The organism is Candidatus Hydrogenedentota bacterium, assembly GCA_012730045.1.
In the GTDB taxonomy this organism is placed as follows: Bacteria; Hydrogenedentota; Hydrogenedentia; order Hydrogenedentales; family CAITNO01; genus JAAYBR01.
In genome coordinates this window covers 1-20,982 of the sequence record JAAYBR010000099.1, presented here as the reverse complement: position 1 = coordinate 20,982, position 20,982 = coordinate 1, and the positions used below count along the sequence as shown (strand labels likewise).

The 20,982-nt window shown below is 67.2% G+C and carries 16 protein-coding genes; 2 read left to right on the top strand and 14 right to left on the bottom strand.

Features of this window, described 5'->3' with window-relative positions; genetic code table 11:
* The first annotated feature begins 58 nt into the window (after positions 1–58).
* The gene (locus tag GXY15_10220) at positions 59–1,504 is read left to right on the top strand and encodes a Fic family protein (protein ID NLV41586.1); all 1,446 of its coding nucleotides are present in this window, start codon (positions 59–61) and stop codon (positions 1,502–1,504) included.
* 4 nt (positions 1,505–1,508) lie between these two features.
* On the opposite strand, the gene queF is transcribed toward GXY15_10220, so the two are convergent.
* The 6 genes from queF to GXY15_10190 form a co-directional block, all read right to left on the bottom strand.
* The gene (gene queF, locus GXY15_10215; GenBank protein ID NLV41585.1) at positions 1,509–1,973 is read right to left on the bottom strand and encodes an NADPH-dependent 7-cyano-7-deazaguanine reductase QueF; all 465 of its coding nucleotides are present in this window, start codon (positions 1,971–1,973) and stop codon (positions 1,509–1,511) included.
* A complete protein-coding gene (locus GXY15_10210; GenBank protein ID NLV41584.1) occupies positions 1,970–2,692 on the bottom strand; it encodes a hypothetical protein in 723 nt (240 codons plus the stop codon). The genes queF and GXY15_10210 overlap by 4 nt, the downstream gene beginning before the upstream one ends.
* A 5-nt stretch (positions 2,693–2,697) precedes the next feature.
* Positions 2,698–3,342 (bottom strand): radical SAM protein, encoded by a 645-nt coding sequence (locus GXY15_10205; protein ID NLV41583.1) that lies wholly within the window; start codon positions 3,340–3,342, stop codon positions 2,698–2,700.
* An 87-nt stretch (positions 3,343–3,429) separates the two neighbouring features.
* Complete coding sequence (locus GXY15_10200; GenBank protein NLV41582.1) at positions 3,430–4,092, bottom strand: cobalamin-binding protein; 663 nt, start codon at positions 4,090–4,092, stop codon at positions 3,430–3,432.
* Between the two features lie 107 nt (positions 4,093–4,199).
* The gene (locus tag GXY15_10195) at positions 4,200–4,505 is read right to left on the bottom strand and encodes a hypothetical protein (GenBank protein ID NLV41581.1); all 306 of its coding nucleotides are present in this window, start codon (positions 4,503–4,505) and stop codon (positions 4,200–4,202) included.
* Between the two features lie 777 nt (positions 4,506–5,282).
* Positions 5,283–7,679: a DNA internalization-related competence protein ComEC/Rec2 gene (locus GXY15_10190; protein ID NLV41580.1), complete on the bottom strand. Its 2,397-nt coding sequence runs from the start codon at positions 7,677–7,679 to the stop codon at positions 5,283–5,285.
* Positions 7,680–7,884: 205 nt separating this feature from the next.
* Here GXY15_10190 and GXY15_10185 point away from each other — a divergent pair, with 205 nt between their 5' ends.
* Positions 7,885–9,570 (top strand): hypothetical protein, encoded by a 1,686-nt coding sequence (locus tag GXY15_10185; protein NLV41579.1) that lies wholly within the window; start codon positions 7,885–7,887, stop codon positions 9,568–9,570.
* Between the two features lie 61 nt (positions 9,571–9,631).
* Here GXY15_10185 and GXY15_10180 read toward each other — a convergent pair whose 3' ends face one another.
* The 8 genes from GXY15_10180 to GXY15_10145 form a co-directional block, all read right to left on the bottom strand.
* Positions 9,632–11,818, bottom strand: a complete 2,187-nt coding sequence (locus GXY15_10180) for a hypothetical protein (GenBank protein NLV41578.1) — start codon at positions 11,816–11,818, stop codon at positions 9,632–9,634.
* 202 nt (positions 11,819–12,020) lie between these two features.
* Positions 12,021–12,206 (bottom strand): 30S ribosomal protein S21, encoded by a 186-nt coding sequence (gene rpsU, locus GXY15_10175; GenBank protein ID NLV41577.1) that lies wholly within the window; start codon positions 12,204–12,206, stop codon positions 12,021–12,023.
* Positions 12,207–12,404: 198 nt separating this feature from the next.
* Positions 12,405–12,911, bottom strand: coding sequence for a flavodoxin (locus GXY15_10170; protein ID NLV41576.1), 507 nt, complete (start codon positions 12,909–12,911; stop codon positions 12,405–12,407).
* An 87-nt stretch (positions 12,912–12,998) separates the two neighbouring features.
* Entirely contained in the window at positions 12,999–15,386 is a 2,388-nt protein-coding gene (locus GXY15_10165; protein NLV41575.1) for a hypothetical protein, read from the bottom strand.
* Between the two features lie 64 nt (positions 15,387–15,450).
* The gene (locus GXY15_10160) at positions 15,451–17,757 is read right to left on the bottom strand and encodes a hypothetical protein (GenBank protein NLV41574.1); all 2,307 of its coding nucleotides are present in this window, start codon (positions 17,755–17,757) and stop codon (positions 15,451–15,453) included.
* An 18-nt stretch (positions 17,758–17,775) separates the two neighbouring features.
* Complete coding sequence (locus GXY15_10155) at positions 17,776–19,080, bottom strand: amidohydrolase family protein (GenBank protein ID NLV41573.1); 1,305 nt, start codon at positions 19,078–19,080, stop codon at positions 17,776–17,778.
* 512 nt (positions 19,081–19,592) lie between these two features.
* Positions 19,593–20,495, bottom strand: a complete 903-nt coding sequence (locus GXY15_10150) for a hypothetical protein (GenBank protein ID NLV41572.1) — start codon at positions 20,493–20,495, stop codon at positions 19,593–19,595.
* Positions 20,495–20,982 (bottom strand): RHS repeat-associated core domain-containing protein (locus tag GXY15_10145; protein ID NLV41571.1); only part of this gene is annotated, 488 nt, incomplete at its 5' end. The genes GXY15_10145 and GXY15_10150, both read right to left, overlap by 1 nt.

The window sequence follows — 20,982 nt, the reverse complement described above, 5'->3', positions numbered from 1 at the left end:
AATGCATCCCATCGGGTACGCGGCTTTGGTAGACAGGTTTGCCCTGGAAGTGTCCGGCATGGAATGCGTCGCATTGCTTGCCGCGCACGGGTGCCGCCGCACGGAGAAGTGCGAAACGGAAGTGCGGGAGTGGTTTCCCCCGCAATATGATCCGGGGCCGACTTGGACTGCTCACCTGGGCTTCGCCCTGAAACATGAGGGGGTTCACCTGGAGGTGCTGGCCGCCCTCTTTGCCCGCGTTTCGGAGGATGAGCTGACGGCCTGGATCGCGGCATCGCCCACGGGGCGCTACACCCGGCTGGCCTGGTTCCTGCACGAATGGCTGACGGAAGACCGCCTTCCGCTGCCGGACCTGACGCAGGGCAACTATGTTCCCGCGCTGGACCCCGAAAAGCACCTGTGCCTGGGTGCGGGAAAAGCGGACCGGGTGCGCAGGCAGCGCATCCTCAACAATCTCCCCGGCACGCCCGCCTACTGTCCGCTGGTGCGGCGAACGGCGGTGCTGGCGGAATTCATCGCCGCGCGGCCGGGGGAGGCGGCGCGCCGCCAGATGGCGGCCTACCCGCCGGGGGTGCTGTACCGGGCGGCGCAGTACCTCTATCTCAAGGAGACCAAGTCCTCCTACGCCATCGAGCGGCTGCGGCCGGACGCCCGGCGCACCTCGCGGTTTGTTGAACTGCTCCGCCGGGCGGGCAGGGGGGATTGCTTCTCCGAGGCCGCCCTGGCCGGGCTGCAGCGGGAGATGGTGGAGGAGCGGTACGGCGCGGAGGGCTTCCGGGATTTCCAGAACTTCATCGGGGAGAGTCTGGGGCCGGAGAGGGAATTGGTCCATTATGTGCCGCCCAGGCCGGAGGACCTGCGGGAACTGATGGGGGGGTGGGAGGCGGTGTGCCGCCGGATGCCTGCAGGGGGGACGCACCCGGTGGTTGCCGCGACGGTGGCCGGGTTCGGTTTTGTCTTTCTCCATCCCTTCGAGGACGGCAACGGCCGGCTTCACCGCTATCTGATACACCATCTGCTGACGGCGGGCGGGTTTACCCCGCCGGGAATTGTGTTTCCCGTGTCGGCGGTGCTTCAGAAGAACCCCGCCCGCTATGACGCCCTGCTGGAACGGTACGCGCGCAGGGTGATGGGGCGCGTGAAATGGCGGTTTACCCGCGCCGGCGCGCTGGAGGTGACGGGGGACACGGCGGCCTGTTACCGTTACCCCGACATGACGGGGATCGCCGAGGGCATGTGCGGCGTGGTGCGGGACACGCTGACCGCCGAATTCGGCGCGGAACTGGCCTATCTGGCCGCGTTCGACGCCGCCCGCGCGGAGATGCGCGCCGTGGTCGAGATGCCCGAGAACCGCCTGGACCTGTTCATCCGTCTCTGCCTCCAGGGGGGCGGCAGCCTCTCCGCGCGGAAGCGGGCGCAGTTTCCGGAACTGACGGACGGGGAATGCGCGGAGTTGGAGGCCATTGTGGCGGAGGCCGCCGGACAGGCGGGAAAGGCGGAGTGAGCCCCTACTTCCGGAACCGGTCAGCGGGGCCCATGGTGTCGCGGTCGTAGGCGGCGGTCAGGGTGCTGGCGAGGCCGCCGCGGGGGGTGCAGACGATCTCCACGGTCATCCGCTTCGGGGCGCACGCGGCCGCCAGGTCCTCCAGCATGCGGTTCACCAGGTGCTCGTACCAGATGCCGACGTTGCGGTAGGAGAGCAGGTAGTACTTGAACGAGCGCAGCTCGATGCACAGGGCGTCGGGGATGTAGCGCACCCGGATGGTGGCGAAGTCGGGCAGGCCAGAGAAGGGGCAGACGGAGGTGAACTCCGCCGTCTCGATGACAATCTCCATGCCGCCGCCGTGCGGGGTGCCCGCGTACTCGTAGGCGAAGCATTCGAGACAGGCGGCGTCCACGGCCTCCGGCCCGTCGAAGGGCAGGGTCTTGTCCAGCGCCCTGAACTGGTCGCGCGGGGAGGGGGTGTCGCTCATGTTCCGTTGTCTCCGGCCGCGTTGCCGAGGCAGACGCAGCGGTTGTTCGGGGTCTCCTGCACGACCACGGCGCGCGGCCCGAGGCCCCGTTCCTCCAGAAAGCGCCAGATGTGCGCGCAGATGCGCTCGCAGGTGGCCTGCTCCAGCCCCGGCACGGTGTTGATGTGCCGGTCGTTCAGCGTGCCGTGCATCTCCCGCAGGGCGTCCTCCAGCGCCGCCCCGCCGCCCGCGGCCGCCTCGACCCGGTAGGTGTGGCCGTGGAGCCGGTGGCAGGGGTGGGTCTCGGGGAGCTGGGGCAGGGACTGGGCGGCGGCGAAGGAGAATCCCACGCGCCCGGGCAGCCCCTCCAGCGGGTCGGCGGGCAGGGTCTCCAGGACGAAACGGCCGTCGCCCACCATGGAGACGCGGATGTCCTTGAACCACGCCGGGTGCGGGCGCATCTGTTCGCGCGCCCACGCGGCGACCCGCTCCGGCGAGGTGTCGTCCCCCAGTCCGGGAATGTCATTGAGGCAGCAGTGGTCCAGCCGGCGGCACACGGGATCGAAGAGGGCCTTCATGTCGGCGTAGTCCACCACCCAGCCGACGGCGGGGTCAATCTCCCCCTCGGCGACCAGGTCGGCGCGGTAGCTCGCGCCGGTGAGGCGCGGTTCGGCGCTGTCGCCGCGGCGGACGCGCCGCGCGGCCTCAAAGAAGACGGTCTTGACAATGCGCATTTTCAAGGGAATCACACTCCGCGCCGGTCGGGCGGCCAGATGATCTTGTGCAGTTGAAGCTGGAGCCGCGCGGGGAGGGCGTCCTCCAGTATCCACGCGGCGAGGTCTTCCAGGGGCAGCGCGCCGGACACGGCCGACAGCAGCACCGCCGCGCAACGCCTCTCCAAAGTATAGTCGCGGATCACGGCGCGGCTCCACTCGTAGTCCGCCCGGTCCGCCAGCACGAACTTCACCTCGTCCCGCGCCGGGTCCAGCAGGTCCAGGTTGGACCACAGGTTCCGGTCGCACATGCCGCTGCCGGGGCACTTGAGGTCCATGATGCGGACCGCCTCCGGGGGCAGCGCGCCGATCGGCAGGGAGCCGCTGGTCTCCACCAGCACGGTTATTCCGGCGGCCACCAGCCGCCGGGCCAGTTCGGGGCACTCCTTCTGCGCCAGGGGCTCCCCCCCCGTGATCTCCACCAGGGAGCAGGGAAAGCGGTCCACCGCCGCCAGCACGGCGTCCACCGTCATGGGGTCGCCGCCCCGGAAGCTGTACGCGGTGTCGCACCAGACGCAGCGCAGGTTGCACCGCGCGAGGCGCACGAAGACGCACGGCAGCCCCGCGCGCGTGGACTCGCCTTGGATGCTGAAGAAGATTTCGGTCACACGCAGCATGGCATCCTGAGTGCCCGGGGACCGGGCGTCAAAAAAGGCGCGGCGCACGCGCGCCGCGCCCTCTCGTCAACCGTTGAAACGCGGGGGTCAGTTCCGCGAGGAAAGCCAGTCAATCAGCCCCTGCGGGTCGGCGGAGTAGGCGTCGGCGCCGATCTTGTCGCAGAACTCCTGCGTGAGCGGCGCGCCGCCCACGGCGACCACCGTCGCGGGCGCGACCTCCTTCACGGCCTTCGTGATGGTCTCCATGTTGATCATGGTGGTCGTCAGCAGGGCGCTCAGGCCGACGATGCAGCCGGGGTTCTCCTGGACCGCCGCCACGAACTTCTCCGGGGAAACGTCCACGCCGAGGTCAATCACCCTGTAGCCCGCGCCCTCCATCATCATGCGCACGAGGTTCTTCCCGATGTCGTGCAGGTCGCCCTTGACCGTGCCCACCACGAAGGTGCCGCGGTGCTGCGCCGCGCCCGACTCAAAGGCCGGCTTGAGCTGGTCCATGCCCGCCGTCATCGCCTTGGCCGCCATCAGCAGGTCCGGCACAAAGGCCTCGTTCCGGCTGAATTTCTGCCCGATCTCGTTCATGCCGACCATCAGCCCCTTCGTGAGGATGTCGCTCGGCGCCACCCCGTTCGCCAGCGCGTCGCGCACCAGCTCAAACACCCCGTCCTGGCCGCGAAGGTCGGGCGGGTAGGCGGAGGCCTGGTTGACTTTTCCTCGGGTGACGCAGACGGCGATGTTTTCAAACAGCTCCATGACCGAAACCTCCCAAACAGGGGTTGAAGTTGCGAAAACCTTAGCACAAAACACAACGGGCCGCAACTTTCCCTTCGGAAAGCCGCGGCCCGGAAAGGGGCGGGGAATCAGGACTGCTTCTTGGCCAGGTGCTCGAAGACCATCTGCCGGGAGGTCTCGGAGAGGCTGTCAATCTTGTTGATGAGCGCCTTCACGGTCTCCCACTCGCGCGCCTTGTTCAGGAAGGGGTTGTCCGGGGAGAAGCCGATGCTGCCGGTCACGGTCTTCGGGGCGGCCGCACCGGCACCCTTGCGGAACATGTTGTAGAGGGTCGGGATTTTAATGCCCGTCGCTTCCGAAATCTCACGGGTGGTCTTGCCCTCGTCGCTCATTTTGAAGGCGAGTTCTTTGGTCTCTTTTGCAATCCTCGGCATCTTCAATCTCCTTTTCAGGTTGGGGGTTGAATGTACGATACCACACACGGAAGAGTTTTTGCAAGAAAAAACACGCAGGTCCACGAATGTGCGATTATGCCCATAAACCGGGGCGCAGTATTCTTTTTGCTTTCCCCCAGAGCGACTTCCAGTTAAAACCATGGGTTGACCTCATCATCCAAGGGTGAGGGCCGCTGAAGACAGAAAAGGCGGGGGCCTGAGACATGGGTATTCCCCGCCAGAAAAGTGAGGGGCCTTCCACCCCTCCCTGGGAACGTCAATCTCCCGATTGGCACCTTCTAGCGTGCCGATCGGGAGATTGGTGTTCCCAGAAAGGGCCGCCTCCCGCGGAACTCCAAACGGGGCGGTCGCGGTTGCGCAGCAAGATGCAGTCTTGAGCGGCATTTTCTCCGTTATTGTGGGACGGCTTCCACGGATTCATTCACATCCCCGGGCATGGGCTTCTTGCAGGGGAAAGAAACCGAGACAACGCGATCATTTTGTGGGCTATTGTCTTATTAGATATTCGTTGCGGAGAGTGGTTTTATTGACTATCGAGGTTTTCGATGTACGCTTCCGGCCGACGGGAAACGGGCTGGCAGTATACAGCATGTGCACATGATGTCTACACGAGCGATAGGAGTTCGCAGGAATTGGCGGTGGGGCTGCGCACGCTTGCACGGGTCTCGGTTGTATCCGGCGTAGGGAGACCGAATGAGTGCATTATGACAGCGATACCGACATATTCACTGTCCCTGTATCGCAAAAAAAGGCCGGTCAGGGGGGGACCGGCAGGTCGTTCGGCTCGGGCGGCTTCAGGGAGTATCCCAGCCGCTCCCGCGCGCCGGTGAACGCCAGCGCGCCGTCCTCCGCGCGCAGGCGGACACCGCCCTGCCAGTCCGTGCGCCACACGGGGATGCCGTGCTCCGCGAAGGTCTCCATCACCCCCTTTCCCACGGCGCGCCAGCGCGAGGTGCGGCGGGTCGAGACCACCACGGCGTTGGGATGGACGGCCCGCAGGAGCTCCCCGCTGTTGGAGGTGGCCGACCCGTGATGCGGGGACTTGAGCACCGCCGCTGCGCAGTCCTGTCCGGCGAGGGCCCGCTCCCCCCGCCGCTCGATGTCCCCGGCGAAAAGCACGGACAGCCCCTCCCAGGACACGCGCAGGGCCAGGGAGTTGTCGTTTGCCTCCGCGCCCGGGAGCCCGCCTGCGGGCGGGTGCAGCACGTCCACCCGGGCGCCCGGCAGCGGGATGTTCTCCCCGGCGGCCGCGCGGCGCACGGGGACGCCCCGTTCCTCGCAAAGATGGATCAGGTCATCCTCAAGCGCCTCCGGTTTCACCGGCTCCGGGCCCAGCCAGACCGCGCCGACGGGGAAGTTCTCGACGATGTGGAACACGCCTCCGATGTGGTCGCCGTCGGCGTGGGTGACCACCACGGCGTCCACTTCGCGCACGCCGTGGGCGCGCAGGAACGGGGCCACCGTGTCCCGTCCCGAATCGGCGTTGGCCACCCGGTTTCCCCCGTCTATCAGCATCGTGCCCCCCTCAGGAGTCATGAGAAACGCGGCGTCCGCGTGCCCCACGTCCAGGAAATCCACCGTTCCCGGCGGGTATCCGGGCCGCCAAAGAAAGAGGGCGGCGGCGAAAAGAACCAGGGCCGCTGAGACGTTGCGGCGCGGGGAGGGGCGGGCGAGGAGCACCTGGCGCAGCAGGAGGCATCCGGCGGTCCAGCAGAGGAGCGCGGGCACCGTCGGCGGCGGCACCACGGCGTGCCCCCCCGGCATGTTTCCCGCCCCCCGCACAACGGCCTCGATGAGGGCGATGAGGGGCGCGCAGGCGTGTCCCGGCAGGGGGGCGAGCCCGGGCAGCACGGGCGCCAGCAGGGACACGGCGAGGCACAGCCACAACACCAGCCCCAGCACGGGCACCACCACCAAATTGGCCAGCAGCCCCGCCAGGGGAAGCACCTGGAAATACCCCGCGGCCACGGGGGCGGTGAGAAGCTGCGCGGAGACGCCGGTGGCGCCGGCGCTGGCGAGTCCCCGGGGAAGCCGCCCCAGACGTTCCGCCACCGGCTGCTGGAACAGCAGCAGGGACGCCATGGCCGTGTAACTGAGCACAAAGCCCGCGTCGAAGAGCGAGGAGGCGTTGGCCGCAAGGAGGACCACCGCAGAAATGCCCAGGGCCGAGGGGATGTCCGGTTCCCGGTCGAAGAGGTCGTAGCAGACGACGACCGCCGCCATGAAGGCGGCGCGCAGGGTGGCCGGGCGCGCCCCCGCCGCCAGGGCAAAGACAAACACCCCCGCCAGGACCAGGACGGCGCGGCGTTTCGGGGACTTCACCGCCAGCCCCGCGAGAAAGGAAAGGGCCAGATAGACCAGCCCGACGTGGATGCCGGACACCGAGAGGATGTGCACCGTTCCCGAATGGACGTAGGCAAGGTTTGTCTCGCGGTCCATGCCCGTGCGCTCTCCCAGCCAGACTCCAAGCGCAAAGGGCGCGGCGGATTCCGGAAGCGCCCGGAGAAAGGCGCGGGCCTGTGCCTGCCTCAGACGGCAGACCAGGGACCGAAGCCCCGCCCCGGCGTCCCCCAGCCGGCGGAGGTCGCGGGGTTTGGCGGTGATCCGGGAGAACACGCCCCGCCGCCGCATGACCTGCTCATAGGAGGGCACCCCGTGGTTCACGCCGGACAAGACGGGGTCCAGGGCACCCGTGACCCGTACGCGGTCCCCGTCCACCGGCAGGAACTCCGGCGCGGCACAGTACACGAGGCAGCGCGACGGCGCCACCGGCAGGACGCCCCCTCCGACCCGCGCCGTTTCCGTGTCCAGCGCAAAGCGGCACAGGCCGCCGGGGGGGATCATGGCGGGGGCGTCGCGCACCGTTCCCTCCAGCGTGCACAGGGCGCCGTTGTGCCGCAGGGCGGCGCGCGCCAGGGCATCCCCCTCGCGCGGCGGCGCGGACAAAGGGAGAAGGAGAATCCCCGCGCCCGCGCAGCAGCCGAACACGGCAACCACGTCGCGCAGCGGCATGCGCCCGGCGGTCCAAACCAGGGCAAGCCCCCAGCAGAAGGCGGCGGTGCCCAGGGAAGCCGCGGGACCGGGGGGAAGCCTCCCCCCAAGGGCGATGCCCCCGGCGAGACCGAGGGCCATGACCACCCAGTGTCTGTTCATGCGCGCGCGCTTCCGTCCCGGTTCCCCAATGCCGCAGGCCGTCCCCGCAGCCCGGCACCATTATCCCCGGCCCTGCGGGGGCCTGTCAATGGGCGGGCAGCCGCGGGGGGTTGCCGCCGCCCGCGGATGCCTGATAGACTTGGCGTCGGGGTGGACAAACACCGCTTGCGAACCGCGATGGTCAGAAGGGAAAGGTGGGTCCGGAATGAGCGTGGCAAGAGGCGACAGGGGGTGGTTGCTGAAGGGAATCGCCCCGGTCCTGCTCGTCTTCATCTGGCTGGAGCTGGGATGGTCCTGGTGGCTGCCGACGGCGCTGTTCCTGTGCTTTCTTCTGGCATCCCCCCCGGCGGCGGGCCTCTCCGCACTCCTGGTCACTGCCGTGGTGTCGGCGCTGCAGGTGTTCGGCGTGGGATTCGCCCTGTGGGCAAAAGTGCCCCCTGCGACGGCCACGCTTGTGCTGGTCGCGGCGGTGTCGCTGCCCTGGGCGCGGCGTCTTCCGGGCATGGGGGGCGGACTGCTGGCCGGCGTGTCCTTTCCGCCGCCCTGGGCGCTTCGGGCACGAGCCGTCTGTGTGCTGGTTGTCGCCGGGGCGCTGTGCGGCACTGCGCTTCGTTCCGCTTCGATCCCCGCCTGCCTGGCGCTGGGGTGCATGTATTTCCTTCTCTGCCGGCGCCTGGGATCTTTTGCCCCCCCAGGAGAAAGGCTGTTGGCTGGCACTGCCCGGCTCACCCTGGTCCTGCTCCTGCTTTCCCTGGCCTTTTCCCTTCTTCTGCTTGAGGGCGGCGCGCGTCTTCTCTTTGCTGAGGCGGGCCCGTCCGGCGCCTTTCAGCCAGACCCAAGGTACCTTTTCCTGTTGCGGCCCGGGGGCAGCACGACAAACGTTGTTCCCCTCTCCGACGGCGGAGAGCGCCGCATACCCATGGTCATTTCCGAACAGGGCATCCGGGAGCGTTTGCTTCCGCCCAAGGGGGAAGGGGAGTTTCGCATCGCGATGCTGGGCGACTCATTCACCATGGGTTCCGCAGTCGCCGAGGAGAACTGCATTTCCCGCCTCCTTGAGGGAAGAATCCTGGCGGAGATGCCGGACGCGAATATCCGGGTGATCAACTGCGGTGTTGGCGGCGGCGGGGTGCTTCAGGAACTGGGCATGCTTCGGGAGCGGATATTGCCGCTCAAGCCGGACTTGGTGATCCTGCAGCTCTTCCCCAGCAACGACGTGGACAACGCGCTGGGGGTGGTGGGCAAGCGCCAGCGGGCCTATTACGAGGACTGGCACAGCACGCTCCGGGACTACCGTTTTGGCAGCCTGCCCCAGGTGCGGGCGGAGCGCTGGATGCTGCGGAACGTGCGCGTGTACCAGACAGTTCGCCGGTCCACGGGAAAACCCTGGATTCGCAGTTTCCTGGAGTCGCTGCGCCTGTTCTCTCCGGTCCGGGAGTCCTACCGGCCGTCCGAGGACCGTCCCGACACGCTTGAGGTGGATCTTGCCGAATGGTATCCCGAGCTGGAGGAGGGGCTGGAGATCATGAAAGAGCATATCCTCCAAATGCGCGACGAATGCCGGGAGCGCGGGGTGGATTTCATGGCGTACAGCATACCCCTCCGTGAGGAAGTGTCGGACGCCCCGTGGGAAGAGCTTACCGGATACTACCCGTCCGTGGGCTATGAGCGCATGAAGGGGCTCCGCCGCCTCGACGCCTTCCTGGACGCAGAGGGCATTCCCAGGGTGGCCGTGGCGGAGGCGCTGCGCGCCGCGGATACGGAGGGCGAGCTGTACTATCCCCTCGACGGGCATCTGAGTGAGTTCGGCAACGACGTGGTGGCACGGGTGTGGGCGGAATACCTTGCGGGCGGGTACCTGCGGGAGCGCCTCTCCGTCGCGCCTCGCTGACCGCCTGAACGCGAAGCGCGCCGCCCGGGGATTCCGGGCGGCGCGCCGTGTTCGCGGGGGGTCAGTCCTTCTCGATGTACCCGTGGTAGAGGCCCATGTAGTAGGGCAGGAGGAAGACGGTGCCGCTGCCGAGGGTGGTTCCGCGGCCGCCGTAGTCGAGGGTCCACGGGTCGGTGTTCCAGTGGTGGAAGAAGCGCTCGGAGACGGGAAGGGTCTTGCCGTTGTTGCGGCTGCCGCGCACGCGTCCGGCGGGCTCGTAGGGCTCCGCAGCCTGCTGGCGGGGCAGCAGCCGCAGGTCCTTCCGGTGGCTGTTCCGGTGGCCCCAGCCGACGCGGTCCAGGGGGAAGTCCTTCAGCGTGAAGACGGCGTCGTCCAGCCATCCGGGCCAGGGCCCGATGGCGTGGGTGCCCCAGGGGTTCGTGTGCGTGGCGCCCGTGCCGAAGGGGGCGTAGCAGAAGTTGAAGAAGGGGTTCATCTCGGGCTGCTCCATCGTCCAGGCCGAGTAGAACGAGTAGAGCATCTGCTCCCTCAGCGCCTGGTCTTTGCTGTAGCGCATGAAGAGGTAGTAGCACATGAACGCCATCTCGTCGTCGGACTGGTTGCCGGAGCCGGGGCCGAAGTGGGTCTTGTAGCGCATGGCGTTGTGGCCGTAGCCGTGCTTGTCCACCAGCTCGCGGGCGAGTTCGCCGTACTTCGCGTCCCCCGTCACAAATTCCGTCGCGGCGAGGTAGGCGAGAATGCTGATGGATTTCAGGCCGCGCTCGGACCACCAGTTCGGATCGTTGTTCAGGGACGCCGGGTCGTAGATGGCCCAGCGCGTCGGCGTGCCGTCGTGGTCAATCATGCGGAAGCCGTTGGCGATTAGATGGTCCGTGAGGCTGCGGATGACCTCCGTCACGCGCGCCTTCTCCTCGTCCGTGTCCGCGACCAGCTCGTAGTACAGCGGGTAGAAGAAGTAGTGGCCGTCCAGCTCGTCGCTGCTTGTGTCGCTCTTCCAGTACCACTTGCCGTCGGCGGTCTTTGGCCAGCGCGGCTCGTAGACCTTCCAGAGGCTGTCTCCCGCCGCCTTTTGCCGCCGGTCGCTTTCCAGCCGGCCCTCGTTGGGGTCGGGGCCGTCGCCCGGCAGGATGGTGCGCGCCACGTAGCCCTCGGGCGGCCTGACGTCGCCCATCTGGGTGACCTTCTGGAGGAAGCGCAGGGCCTCGAAGGCGCGCTTCGCGCGGTCCTTGGCCGCCGGGTCCTTGGTGGCGCCGTAGGCGAAGCACTCGCCCGCGCCGTACATGGCGGTCCAGAGGCCGTCGTTGTCGCTGTCCGTCAGGATGACCTCGCTCTTGTCCCCCGGCGTTTTCAGGCCCACCTCGGAGACGTAGCCATACTCCGTGCGGCGGATGAGACGCTCCATCTCGTCCTCGTAGAAGGCGGCCTTCTCCCACAGGGTCATGGGCTGGTGGCCGATCCACCCCAGGCCCTTCTTCGTGGCGACCCAGGCCTGGCCCTGCCCGTCCGCGGCGATGCCGGTCACCGTGTCGTCCGGCAGCCAGCGCCGCCCCTGGCGGTAGGCCCAGTGGCCGTCCTTGAACCGCACCGCGCCGCGCGTGGTGCCCGCCCAGAGGGAGCCGTCGCCGCCCGCGGCGAGGCAGGTGATGTCATCGTAGGGCAGCCCTTCGGCGCCCGTGTAAAAGGACCACTGGCCGTCCGCGCGCCGGGCAAGCCCGGCACGCGTGGCGAACCACAGCGCGCCGTCGGCGGCCACGGCCACGCCGCGCACGTCCGACGTGCCCCAGAGCCGGCCCAGGCCGTCATCCGCCACGGTCTTCTCATAGGCGCCGTCTTCCCGGCGCACGAAGAGGCCCGCAGGGCCGCCGAGCACGGCGGGTTCGGGCGCGTCCGCGGTCCAGTGGTTCATTTCCAGCGCATTTTCCGGCAGCGCGTCCTTTGCACCGGGCCGGAGGAGCGCATATCCGCCGGCGTTGGGCACCACCGCGAGGCGGGTCCAGGCATGGTCCGAGGGGGCGAACTTCCCGTCGCGCAGGGCGAAGGAACCGCCGTCACAGCGGACCACGGGGACGCCGTCCACCAGGGTGACGCCGAGCACGGCGCCGGGAAGGCCGTCCTTGCCGGCGTAGGCACGCGCGACTTCCTGGGGGAACACGCCCACCTTGACCGGCGGGACAGGGTCGGCCGCAAACGCGGCGGCGGCCGCGATCAGGGCGCAGGGGAGAAGCAGGGCGGGGATGCGGACATTCATGGTCTCGGCTCCTTGACTGGGTTGATGTTCAGCCTCCGGCGGGAGTCGCCGCGCCGGAAGCGCGCGGGGCGCGCGCCCCGCCAGTCCGACCCGTTCCGCCGTTGTTGAGTTTCAGCGGGCGGGGCCGGACAGCAAAAAGGAAGCCTCCCGTCGCGGGAGGCTTCCGAAAACGCGTGGATAAACGGCATGCCGTGCGCGCCGCTCAGGTCTCCTCCAGGACGGCGCGGGAGATGGCCTTGGCCAGCCGGCGGCGCCGGCGGTCCGAAGGCTTCTCGAAATAGGTCAGTTCCTTGAGCCGCTGCATCAGGCCTTCCTTGTTGCACTTCTTTTTGAAGCGCCGCAGGGCCTTCTCGAAGGGCTCATCGGTCTTTACGCGAACCTTGGTCACTTATGCTCAACCTCCCCTCTGTAGTGGGATTACGGCGTGGCTGGTTCTTGCCCGCCGCATGGTTGCCGGCATGGGGGCCGGACAGTGCTTCCTTTCCGCCGGAATGGACAGCCCGTCCCGGCAGGGGAAGACAGTATACCAGCCATCCCCCGCCCAGTCAATCTTTGCGCGGCTTCGGGCTGCGGAAAGGGGAGGGGGCTATGCCAGCCCGGACTCCCCCCGGATCTGGGCGGCCCAGGCCCGGACGCGTTCGGGGGTCTTCGCGGGGTCGTTTTCCTGGTCGAGGACCAGGCCGCAGAAGCGCCCGTCCACCACGGCGTCCGACGCGTGGAAGGTGTAGCCGTCCACGGGCCAGAAACCGACGACCGTCGCGCCGCATTCGACGACTTTTCGGTAGAGCTTTCCCAGGCCGTTGGCGAACTGGCCGGGGAAACTGAAGGCGTTTCCGAGACCAAACAGCGCCACTTTCCTGCCGGCGAGGTCCATCCCGTCCATTTTGGGAAGGAAAGAAACCCAATCCTGCTGGAGGTCGCCGTCGTCCCAGGTGGGGGTGCCGAGCACCAGCAGGTCCGCCGCGAGGAAATCGTCCGGGGCCACGCTGCTGACATCGCGCACGTCCACATTGCCCAGCTCGCGCGCGAGGAGTTCCGCCACCTCGCCGGTGGAGCCCATGGTGGTCCCGTAAATGAGCGTAACAGAGGCCATGCTGTTGTCCTCCGGTTCCGGGGTCGTCCCACGCCCCGATATGGGGGTAACACCCGGGGGGGGCCTGTTCCATTCCCCGCCGGGGGGTCAGCGGGTGAAGGCCACAGACCAGCGGGTCTCCCCGGTCTCTGCGGAGGTGAACCGCAGGCTGACCGCGGGACCGTCCTGCGCCAGGGGCGCGGGCGCGCCGTTCACCAGGGCCTCCCCGGGCCGCCACGGCTCGGGACAGAGGAAGGTCAGGGTGTACGGGGTGCCCGCGACGGTGTTGAACGCGGCGCTGAGCATGCCGGTGGCGGGGTCCCAGGCGAGGCCGCGCTGGTCGAGGGCGCCCATGCAGAGATGGTTGTCCGACGCGACAAACTGGGGGCGGCCCTCGTCGGGGCGCAGGCCAAAGAGGCGCACGCCGGCGGGGGCGGTCTCCGCCCGGAGGGCGCCCTCCACGCGGCCCAGGTAGCGCCCCGCCCAGAAGTCATAGACGGTGTGATAGGCCTTTGCGTCCAGGCCCAGGGCGGACAGGGAGAGGTCGTGGGTGCGCGGGGCGTCGGTTGCCCAGTTGAACAGGGCGAGGAGATACCACCTCTCATCGCCGTTGCGCAGGGGCAGGAACCACACGGCGGGGGCGTCCTCCTGGAAGAGGTCCACGGGCCGCGCGGGGTTCGGCGGCACGGGCAGGAGGCGGCGCAGGATGTCCACCTGGTCCGGCGTCAGGTCGGCGAAGGCGTCGCCGATCTTGACCACCCCGCCGGTGAGGGCCGCGCCGGTGAGCCACGCGCCGCTTTGGTCGCGGGTGAGGCGCGGCTTGTCAAGGGCGTTCCACCGTTTCATCGTTTCCTCGTGGCCGAAGAAGGCGCAGTCCTGGTCGGGCAGGTAGAGATGGGGCGCGACATAGAAGCGGCGGATCGTGTTGGTGAGGGTGTCCACGGCGCCCCAGTTCTTCTGGAGGTTGTCGGACTTCCAGACGGGGTCGCAGTCGCGGCCCGTGCGCACGCCCTCCGCCAGGGCGCCGTTCACGGGCTGCGGGGTCATTGTGAGGAGGAAGGCCCCCTTCCGCATGCCGGCGCGCAGGGCCTCCATGCCCAGGCGCAGGCGCTCCACGTCCGTCAGGTTGTCGCCGGGGTTCGGCTTGGCCATGAGGAGGAAATAGACAAAGTCGGCCTCGACGATGGCGTCGTAGCCCCACTCCTCCGTGATGCGGCGGGCGACGCCCGCAATGTGCTCCCGCACCTCCGGCTTGGTCACGTCGAGGAGCAGCGTGTCGCCGCCGACCAGCATCCTGCCCACGCCGGGGCGCGGCTCCACGAGCCAGTCGGGGTGCTCCCTGGCGGTCTGGCTGCCGCGGGCGACGGCGAAGGGGTTGAGCCACAGGCTGGCGGTCATGCCGCGTCGGTGGATTTCGTCGGCCATGAACTTCATGCCGCGGGGAAACTTCTCCGGATGGGCCTCCCAGTCGCCCACCTCCCGCTCCCAGCCCGCATCGAGGGCGAAATGCGTCCAGCCGTGGGGTTTCAGCGTGCGGTCGAGGGCGTCCAGATTCTCAAGCATGTTCTGCTCGGTGATGTTCTTGTGGAGCTTTGTGCTCCAGGGATCCCAGCCGTGGGGGAGGAAGGCGGGCGCGCCGGGGACGCCGTTGACCGCCGCCGCCGCCCGGCCGAAGCGGTCCAGCCCCGCCAGCGGGTTGGTCTCGGCAACGGCGAGATAGAGGGTTTCCGAGGCCAGCTCGCCACCCGGGGCCACTTCCAGCGGGGGGTCGTACACGCAGTCGCAGGCGAGGCGGTCAAAGGCGTTCTCGGCGGCCTCTTCGCTGCGGGTCAGGGACAGCTCGGTCCACGCCCGGTCGTGGGTGAGAAAGCCCGCGATCAGCGTGCGCCCCGAGACGGGGTTGTGCGCGGCCAGGTTCCACCCGGCATGCTCCGCGCCGCCGCGCGCCACCTTGGCGTAGTCGTTGAAGTCGCGGAAGAGGGAGCCGTTGTCCAGCACGAGGGTCTGGGCGGCCTGCGGGCCGAGGATGCACGCGCCCTTGCGGAGCGTTCCGACGGTCCACGGCGACAGCCGCGCCACGCGCACGGGCTTCTTGCCCGTGTTGCGGTAGACCATTTTGACCGTGAGGAAGGGCTTTCCGGGGTAGGTGCGGAGGTGCCACTCACCGTCCTCGCCGGAGAAAATAAAGCCCTGGCCCTGCCCGAGGGGGTCCGAGACGGTCATCCGCTCGGCGTCCCCGGCGCGCAGTCCCAGGGACTCCGCCTCCTCCTCCCCCGCGAACAGCACGGCGGGCAGGGCGTTCTCGCAGAGAAGCTCGCCGTTGGGGAAAGCCACGTTGACCTGGCCGTTCTTCTGGACCACCACCTGGTAGCGGTCCGTGGTGATGGTGCGCTGTCCGGCGCGCAGCCGGACCGTCTGGGCCTCCGCGGCGGCGCACAGCAGGAGGGCAAGGGCCGCGCACGCGGCCCGGCGGAACCCAAAGAAACGGCTGGTCATGCATCGTCCTCCCTGCCCGTCCCGGGCGGAAAACCCTCAAACCGCCGCGCGGCCCGCCGCGCCGTCACTCCCCCCACTCCACCAATACGGCGTTGAGGGGCGAAAGTTCCAGCGTCAGGCCGTCCGCGCCCGCCTTGGGCGCTTCGGTCCCCGCCGCGCGGGGGCCGGTGAACAGCACGGCGCGGCCCGCCGCCTCCCTGCAGAGCAGGGTCACGCGCTGGGCCTCGGGCGTGTAGTTGACCAGCACTTGGGCGGTCTTGCCTCCCGCCTGCCAGCGGGTGGTGAACACCGACCGGAACGGGATGCGCTGGTCCCGGGGGGTGACCACGGGAATCTCGTAATCGCCGGTGACGGGGAAGGGCTTGAGCATGCGGCCATAGAGAAGGTAGGGCTTGCCCGCGCCGCGCCGCCAGGTGTTCAGGTTGCGCATGAGCGCCGCCACGGAGTCATGGTCCGGGCCCTCGGCGTCCCACGAGCCGCCCCACTCCCAGCAGAGCTTCCCGCCGCCCTTGAGCACCGCCGTCAGGAAGTCGCCCTGCACGAAGGACAGGGCCACGCGCTGGTGCAGGTTGAGCGGGGAGCGGGGAATGTCCACAAACGCGCTCACGCCGTTCTGGTTGCCCATGAAGTTGTTCAGGTACTCGTGGTGGACGTAGGCGTAGGCGGGCACGGGCGTTCCGGCGTGCAGGTTCAGGTGGAACCGGTTGTCGTTGAACAGCAGGTAGGGGATGAAGGGCTCGGCGGCGGCGGCCTCGCAGCCGATGAGCACCCTGCGGCCGCTCCGGGCGACCAGCTCCTGGATGCGCCGGTAGATGTCCGCCATGGCGGCGTTCTGCCACAGGCCGGGGCCGGGCGCGTGGCCGTGGGTCGCGGCGTAGCAGCGGTAGCAGGCCCCGCCGAGGTTCTGGTCAAAGTACTGGAGGTAGTCCACGCCGGAGGGGAGGATTTTGGCGACCTCGCGGGCGACCGTGTCCTTCACCCACTCGTTCGCCGGGCACATGTCGTAGCCGATGCGCTGGGCGTTGGGCCCGGCGCAGACGCCGTTTTCCGCCGGCGTGCCGTCGGGCGCGCGCGCAACGATGTCCACGAGGTGGAGGTCCCCGAACTCCTCCTCCTTCGTGAACGACGGGTCCGTGTTGCTGCGGATGGTGTAGCCCGTGCCGCTGGCGTAGAGTCCCGCAAGGTTGCCCGCGGCGTGCAGGGCCTCGACGAACTTGGAAAAATCCTCCGTGCCGCCGTAGGGCGGCCAGACGTAGGGCGGCGACCACGGCGCGCTGCCCTCCCAGTGCATGAGCAGGGCGAGCACCCTGCTGTCGAACTGTCTGGACAGGGATTCCAGCGCCGGGAGCGCCTTCGTGTAGGGGTAATACTCGTTCGGCGCCATGTCGCCGAGGTCCTTCGTGCCGCGCACCGGGTAGGTGACCACGATGGGGGACTCCTGAAACCAGTCCGGCAGGGCGGGGTTTTCCGCCAGCCGGGGCGGGCGGGGCATCGCCGACGTCTCAAGCCAGGCGCGGTAGCGCTCGGCGGCGTCGTGCCAGTCGCCTGTGAAGGCGCCCAGGGCCATCTCATAGGGCATGGCGTACTCGCGCGCGATGACGCCGCCGGGGAAGAGCCGGTAGTCGAGGAAGATGCCGCCCTGCGGGTGGGGGTGGTACTCGACGCCCTTGGGGTGGCTCTCCGGGTCGTGCGCGGCGAGGTAGAGCCCCGCGTCGCGGCCGTAGTACGCCATGAACTGCATGGGGCAGGACGAGGGGTACAGGCCGATCCAGCCCATGGTCGGATGCTCGATGGGCCGCCACTTCCACCAGAACCCCTCGCGCAGGGACAGGTCCTCGACAACCACGCCCTCCATGCCCGGCCAGAAGACGCGCGCGTCGCCGCCCGTCGCCACGAGGTCGTCCGGCGTGACCACCGTGGGGAAGTCTATATGGTCCAGCCGGAGCCCCGTGCCGTTGGTCAGCGACAGGGACCAGTAGGTCGTGGGCTCGTTGTGGGGGCAGCGCACCGTCACCCGCACATCCACCGGCCGCCCGTCCAGCTCCGTGTACGCGAGGATCAGGCGCGTCTCGCCGTCCGCCTCCTCGCGCGCGGCGGAAAAGGCCCGCGCCGACAGGGCGGACAGGTCGGTCGGCGCGCCGTCGGCGGCGCGGAAGCGGAGGGTGAACAGGGCGCGCGGCGCGCCGCAGGCCAGGATGAGTTCGCGGCCGTTGGCGGCGAAGGACTCCAGGTCCCCGGTGTCGCCGTTGAGGCGCAGCTCATACTGCGCCGTGCGCACCGTGAGCGGTTCGGCCGCCCGGGCTCCCGGAGTGGCGGCGAAGAAAAGACAGGCGGCCAGAAGGCCCGCGGCGGCGAAGGTGTCGGCGTGCATGGGGTTCTCCGGAAAGGGTCATCCCCTCGCGGGGTGTTTGAAAAACTCGTGGGCGTTGCCGCGCATGAGGCGCTCCGCCATGTCGGGTACGTCGGCCTCGGCGAGCCATTCGCTTTCGACCAGGTCGCGCAGGACCAGCGCCACACCCCGGCGGGCGATGGATGCGTGGCCGGGCACCATCTCCACGGGGATGAAATCGCCGCCGAAGACGAACACCTTGCTTGCCGGCGCGGTGACCAGGAACTCGGCGAGGAAACGCCGCGAGGCCTCGGGGCTGATGATCCACGCCCAGCACATGTCCACCCACGCGTTGGGGTACTGCTTCGCGAGGGCGATGTACTCGTCCTGGTAGGGGTAGCCGATGTGGAAGAGGTCGAAGCGCACGTTGGGGTAGGCCCGCAGCAGCCCGCACACGTCCCCGGCGTTCTGGCGGACACGCTCCAGCGGCATGGACCCGTGGCCCGCGTAGTAGCCCGTGTGCAGCTTGACCGGCAGGTGGTACTCCGCCGCCTTCTTGAGGCAGTAATGGAACAGGTGGTCCTGGACCATTTTGCGCTCGTCGGCCGTGAGGTCCTTCCCGTCCGCCAGCAGGCGCTCGAAGGGCCTCTCCGCCTCGCCCGCCGTCACGGGGGCGAAGTCGAGGCGGCGGCCGTAGGCCATCTGGTTCTTGAGGGCCACCGCCTGCGGGCCGTACTGCTCAAAGCACCAGTCAATGACCTTGTGCCAGTCCTTCAGGGAGTCCACGGAAATGTCCGCCAGTTCGGCCTTCTTTTCCCAGCCGTCCAGCGTGCAGAAGCCGACGAAGCTCAGGTCCTGCGCCAGCAGGTCCGGCATCTCCGTCTTCATGAACACCTCGCCCTCGAGGCTGTTCACGTGGCAGTAGTCAATGTTCGAAACCTTGCGCAGCAGGCGGTCGTAGAAGCCCGGCTGGATGTCCGCGCGGATCTGCGCCGACACGGACTCCACATTGTCCGCCGTCAGGTCGGTCTCGCCGTAGAGCAGGCGCAGCGACTCGCGCAGGCAGAGGAAATAGCCCGTGTTGCGCACCTTGGGATACCACGGCGCGATGATCTCCCACTTCTCCTTCGGCGAGAGGGAGGGCGAGGTGATCTTCTGGAGCAGGTCGGACGGCATCCCCGCGGAGCAGAGGTCCGAGTCCGTGTAATGGCTCAGGAGAATCCCGAAATCCGGCGCGGCGATGCGGCCGTACTTCTCCGGTTCCGTCAGCGCCCCGATCCGGTGCGACTCCTCCCACAGGTGCTCATGCGTGTCCACCAGGGGAATCTGCCCCAGCAGCCCGAGAATGTCCTCAAACGCGCGCATCGCCCGGCCCTTTCCTGTCGCCGGAACCCCGCGTCCCGGCGCACCGGCCATTATACGAATCACACGATGGGCACTCCAGCGGGACGCGGGGGGATTGCATGGGGCGGATTCCGTCCCGCAGGGGCGAAAAATCTTCCGCTGCCACCCACCCAACCATCACCCCTCTCCCCCCCCGTGGACACGCCGATCTCCCGATCGGCCGGTCTTGAGGAGGCCGATCAGGAGATCGGCGTGCCCAGGATACGCCTCCCTGTCGTCCTCAGCGCATCCCCCCTCCCGGGAACACGAAACGCCCAACGGGCACGTTTTTCGTCCCCATCTCCCATCTGCGCAATTCTGTGTCCTCTTCGGACCCCCGCGTCCGGAAAACCACAGGAACCGCCCCGCCGCCGCCAGAAACTGTTTTCGAAAAAAAATCATATCAGCATTACCGGCGGAGGTCGCCGCAGGACAACCGAACACGGAAGCGACAACAGGGTGAGGGTTCGTAATAACCCCTGTGTTCCTATTCGCTATAATGAATTAACCACTGCATCAAGGCGCGCAAGAGACTCTTCATATACACCGCCCTCGTGATTAAATACATGTCGAAGAATTGAATGGCTTACACTGCAATATGTCTCAATAAGCTCATTCACTGTTTCTATGGGCCTTGTCTCGGGAGATGGCTCTATCACTTTACCTGCGTACGAAAACAGTTCATCGCGCGCCTTCCGAATAGACTGCGAGTAATCAATAATGCAACCCACCACAATTGATTGGACGACACCCTTGGGTATACCGTCAGACGATTCGGAAAGCAACACGCCAAGCCCATTCAATAGGGTGTCGCATAATACAAACCTTGGCAACCAAGCCATATGTGCTAATTCCGCATAATTCGATGCGCCATCATCAGTCATGAACCGGCCGCACTCCTTCAATAAGTCGCCAACGACATCTAAAGACCTAAAAAGACGCAGTTCTCTTCCATCCATCAACGAAAGAACTTCATCTCTTGAGCAGCCGCGCCCGTGCAGATCCTGAATAGTTTGAAATACCCAATATGAATTGTCCGCAATATGAGGAAGCCACGCGATTTGTATTGTTGGTTCTTCCATGAAAAACACCTCATCCAAGACTGTCGCTTGCAGCCTTGCGTTAACAAGGTATTCCATCGAGCACGTGTCAATTGCTGATGGGTGCCGACTACAAGCCAGAAAAAGGTGTAATTCCTCTCTATCGCTTGAGAGATTCGAACGACGATGATATAAATCCATCAAAAGAGATGCTGACTTTTTCTGGTCATGGTGAATTCCTCTTCGGAGGAGTTCATCTGTTGCCGCTTGGAAGTACTCGGAGTATGGTTGTATCTCCATGTAGGCATACCGATAATATACATCCAGAGCCGTCTCTTCTTCATGTCCGAAGAGCATTATTTGCTAGTCCTTCTGGGCGATCTTGCTTTCGGACCGGGTCCACACCAGCGATCACATCCACGCCAGTCTGGTACCCACCTTGGCCATTTTGCCTGCGCAGTACATTTATTAAGGCACAGGGAACAGCGAAACGGTGGTATCCCTGCATCAATACATCTATTCCAGCCAGATATACAATCATCCTTGCTGTCTGGTCCTGTCGGCGGAATTCTTAACATTATTTCGCCCATAGGGTCATTGTGCGTAATTGAACGGCCTCTGACATACCCATACACATTCGGCCCATCCGCTAGCCCCTCAGGATCGGGTGCGGTCCACCGGGCCATGGCGGGGGAGTAGTGCCGGTAGGGAAAATAGTAGAGCCCTGTGCCGGTGTCGTAGGGTTTGGCGGTGAACTGGTGGTGGGGCAGGGTGCCGGTGGCGGTGTGGCGGGCGCCGTAGGGCAGGAACTCCATCGTGCCGGTCTGGGATTTGGTCTGGCTGA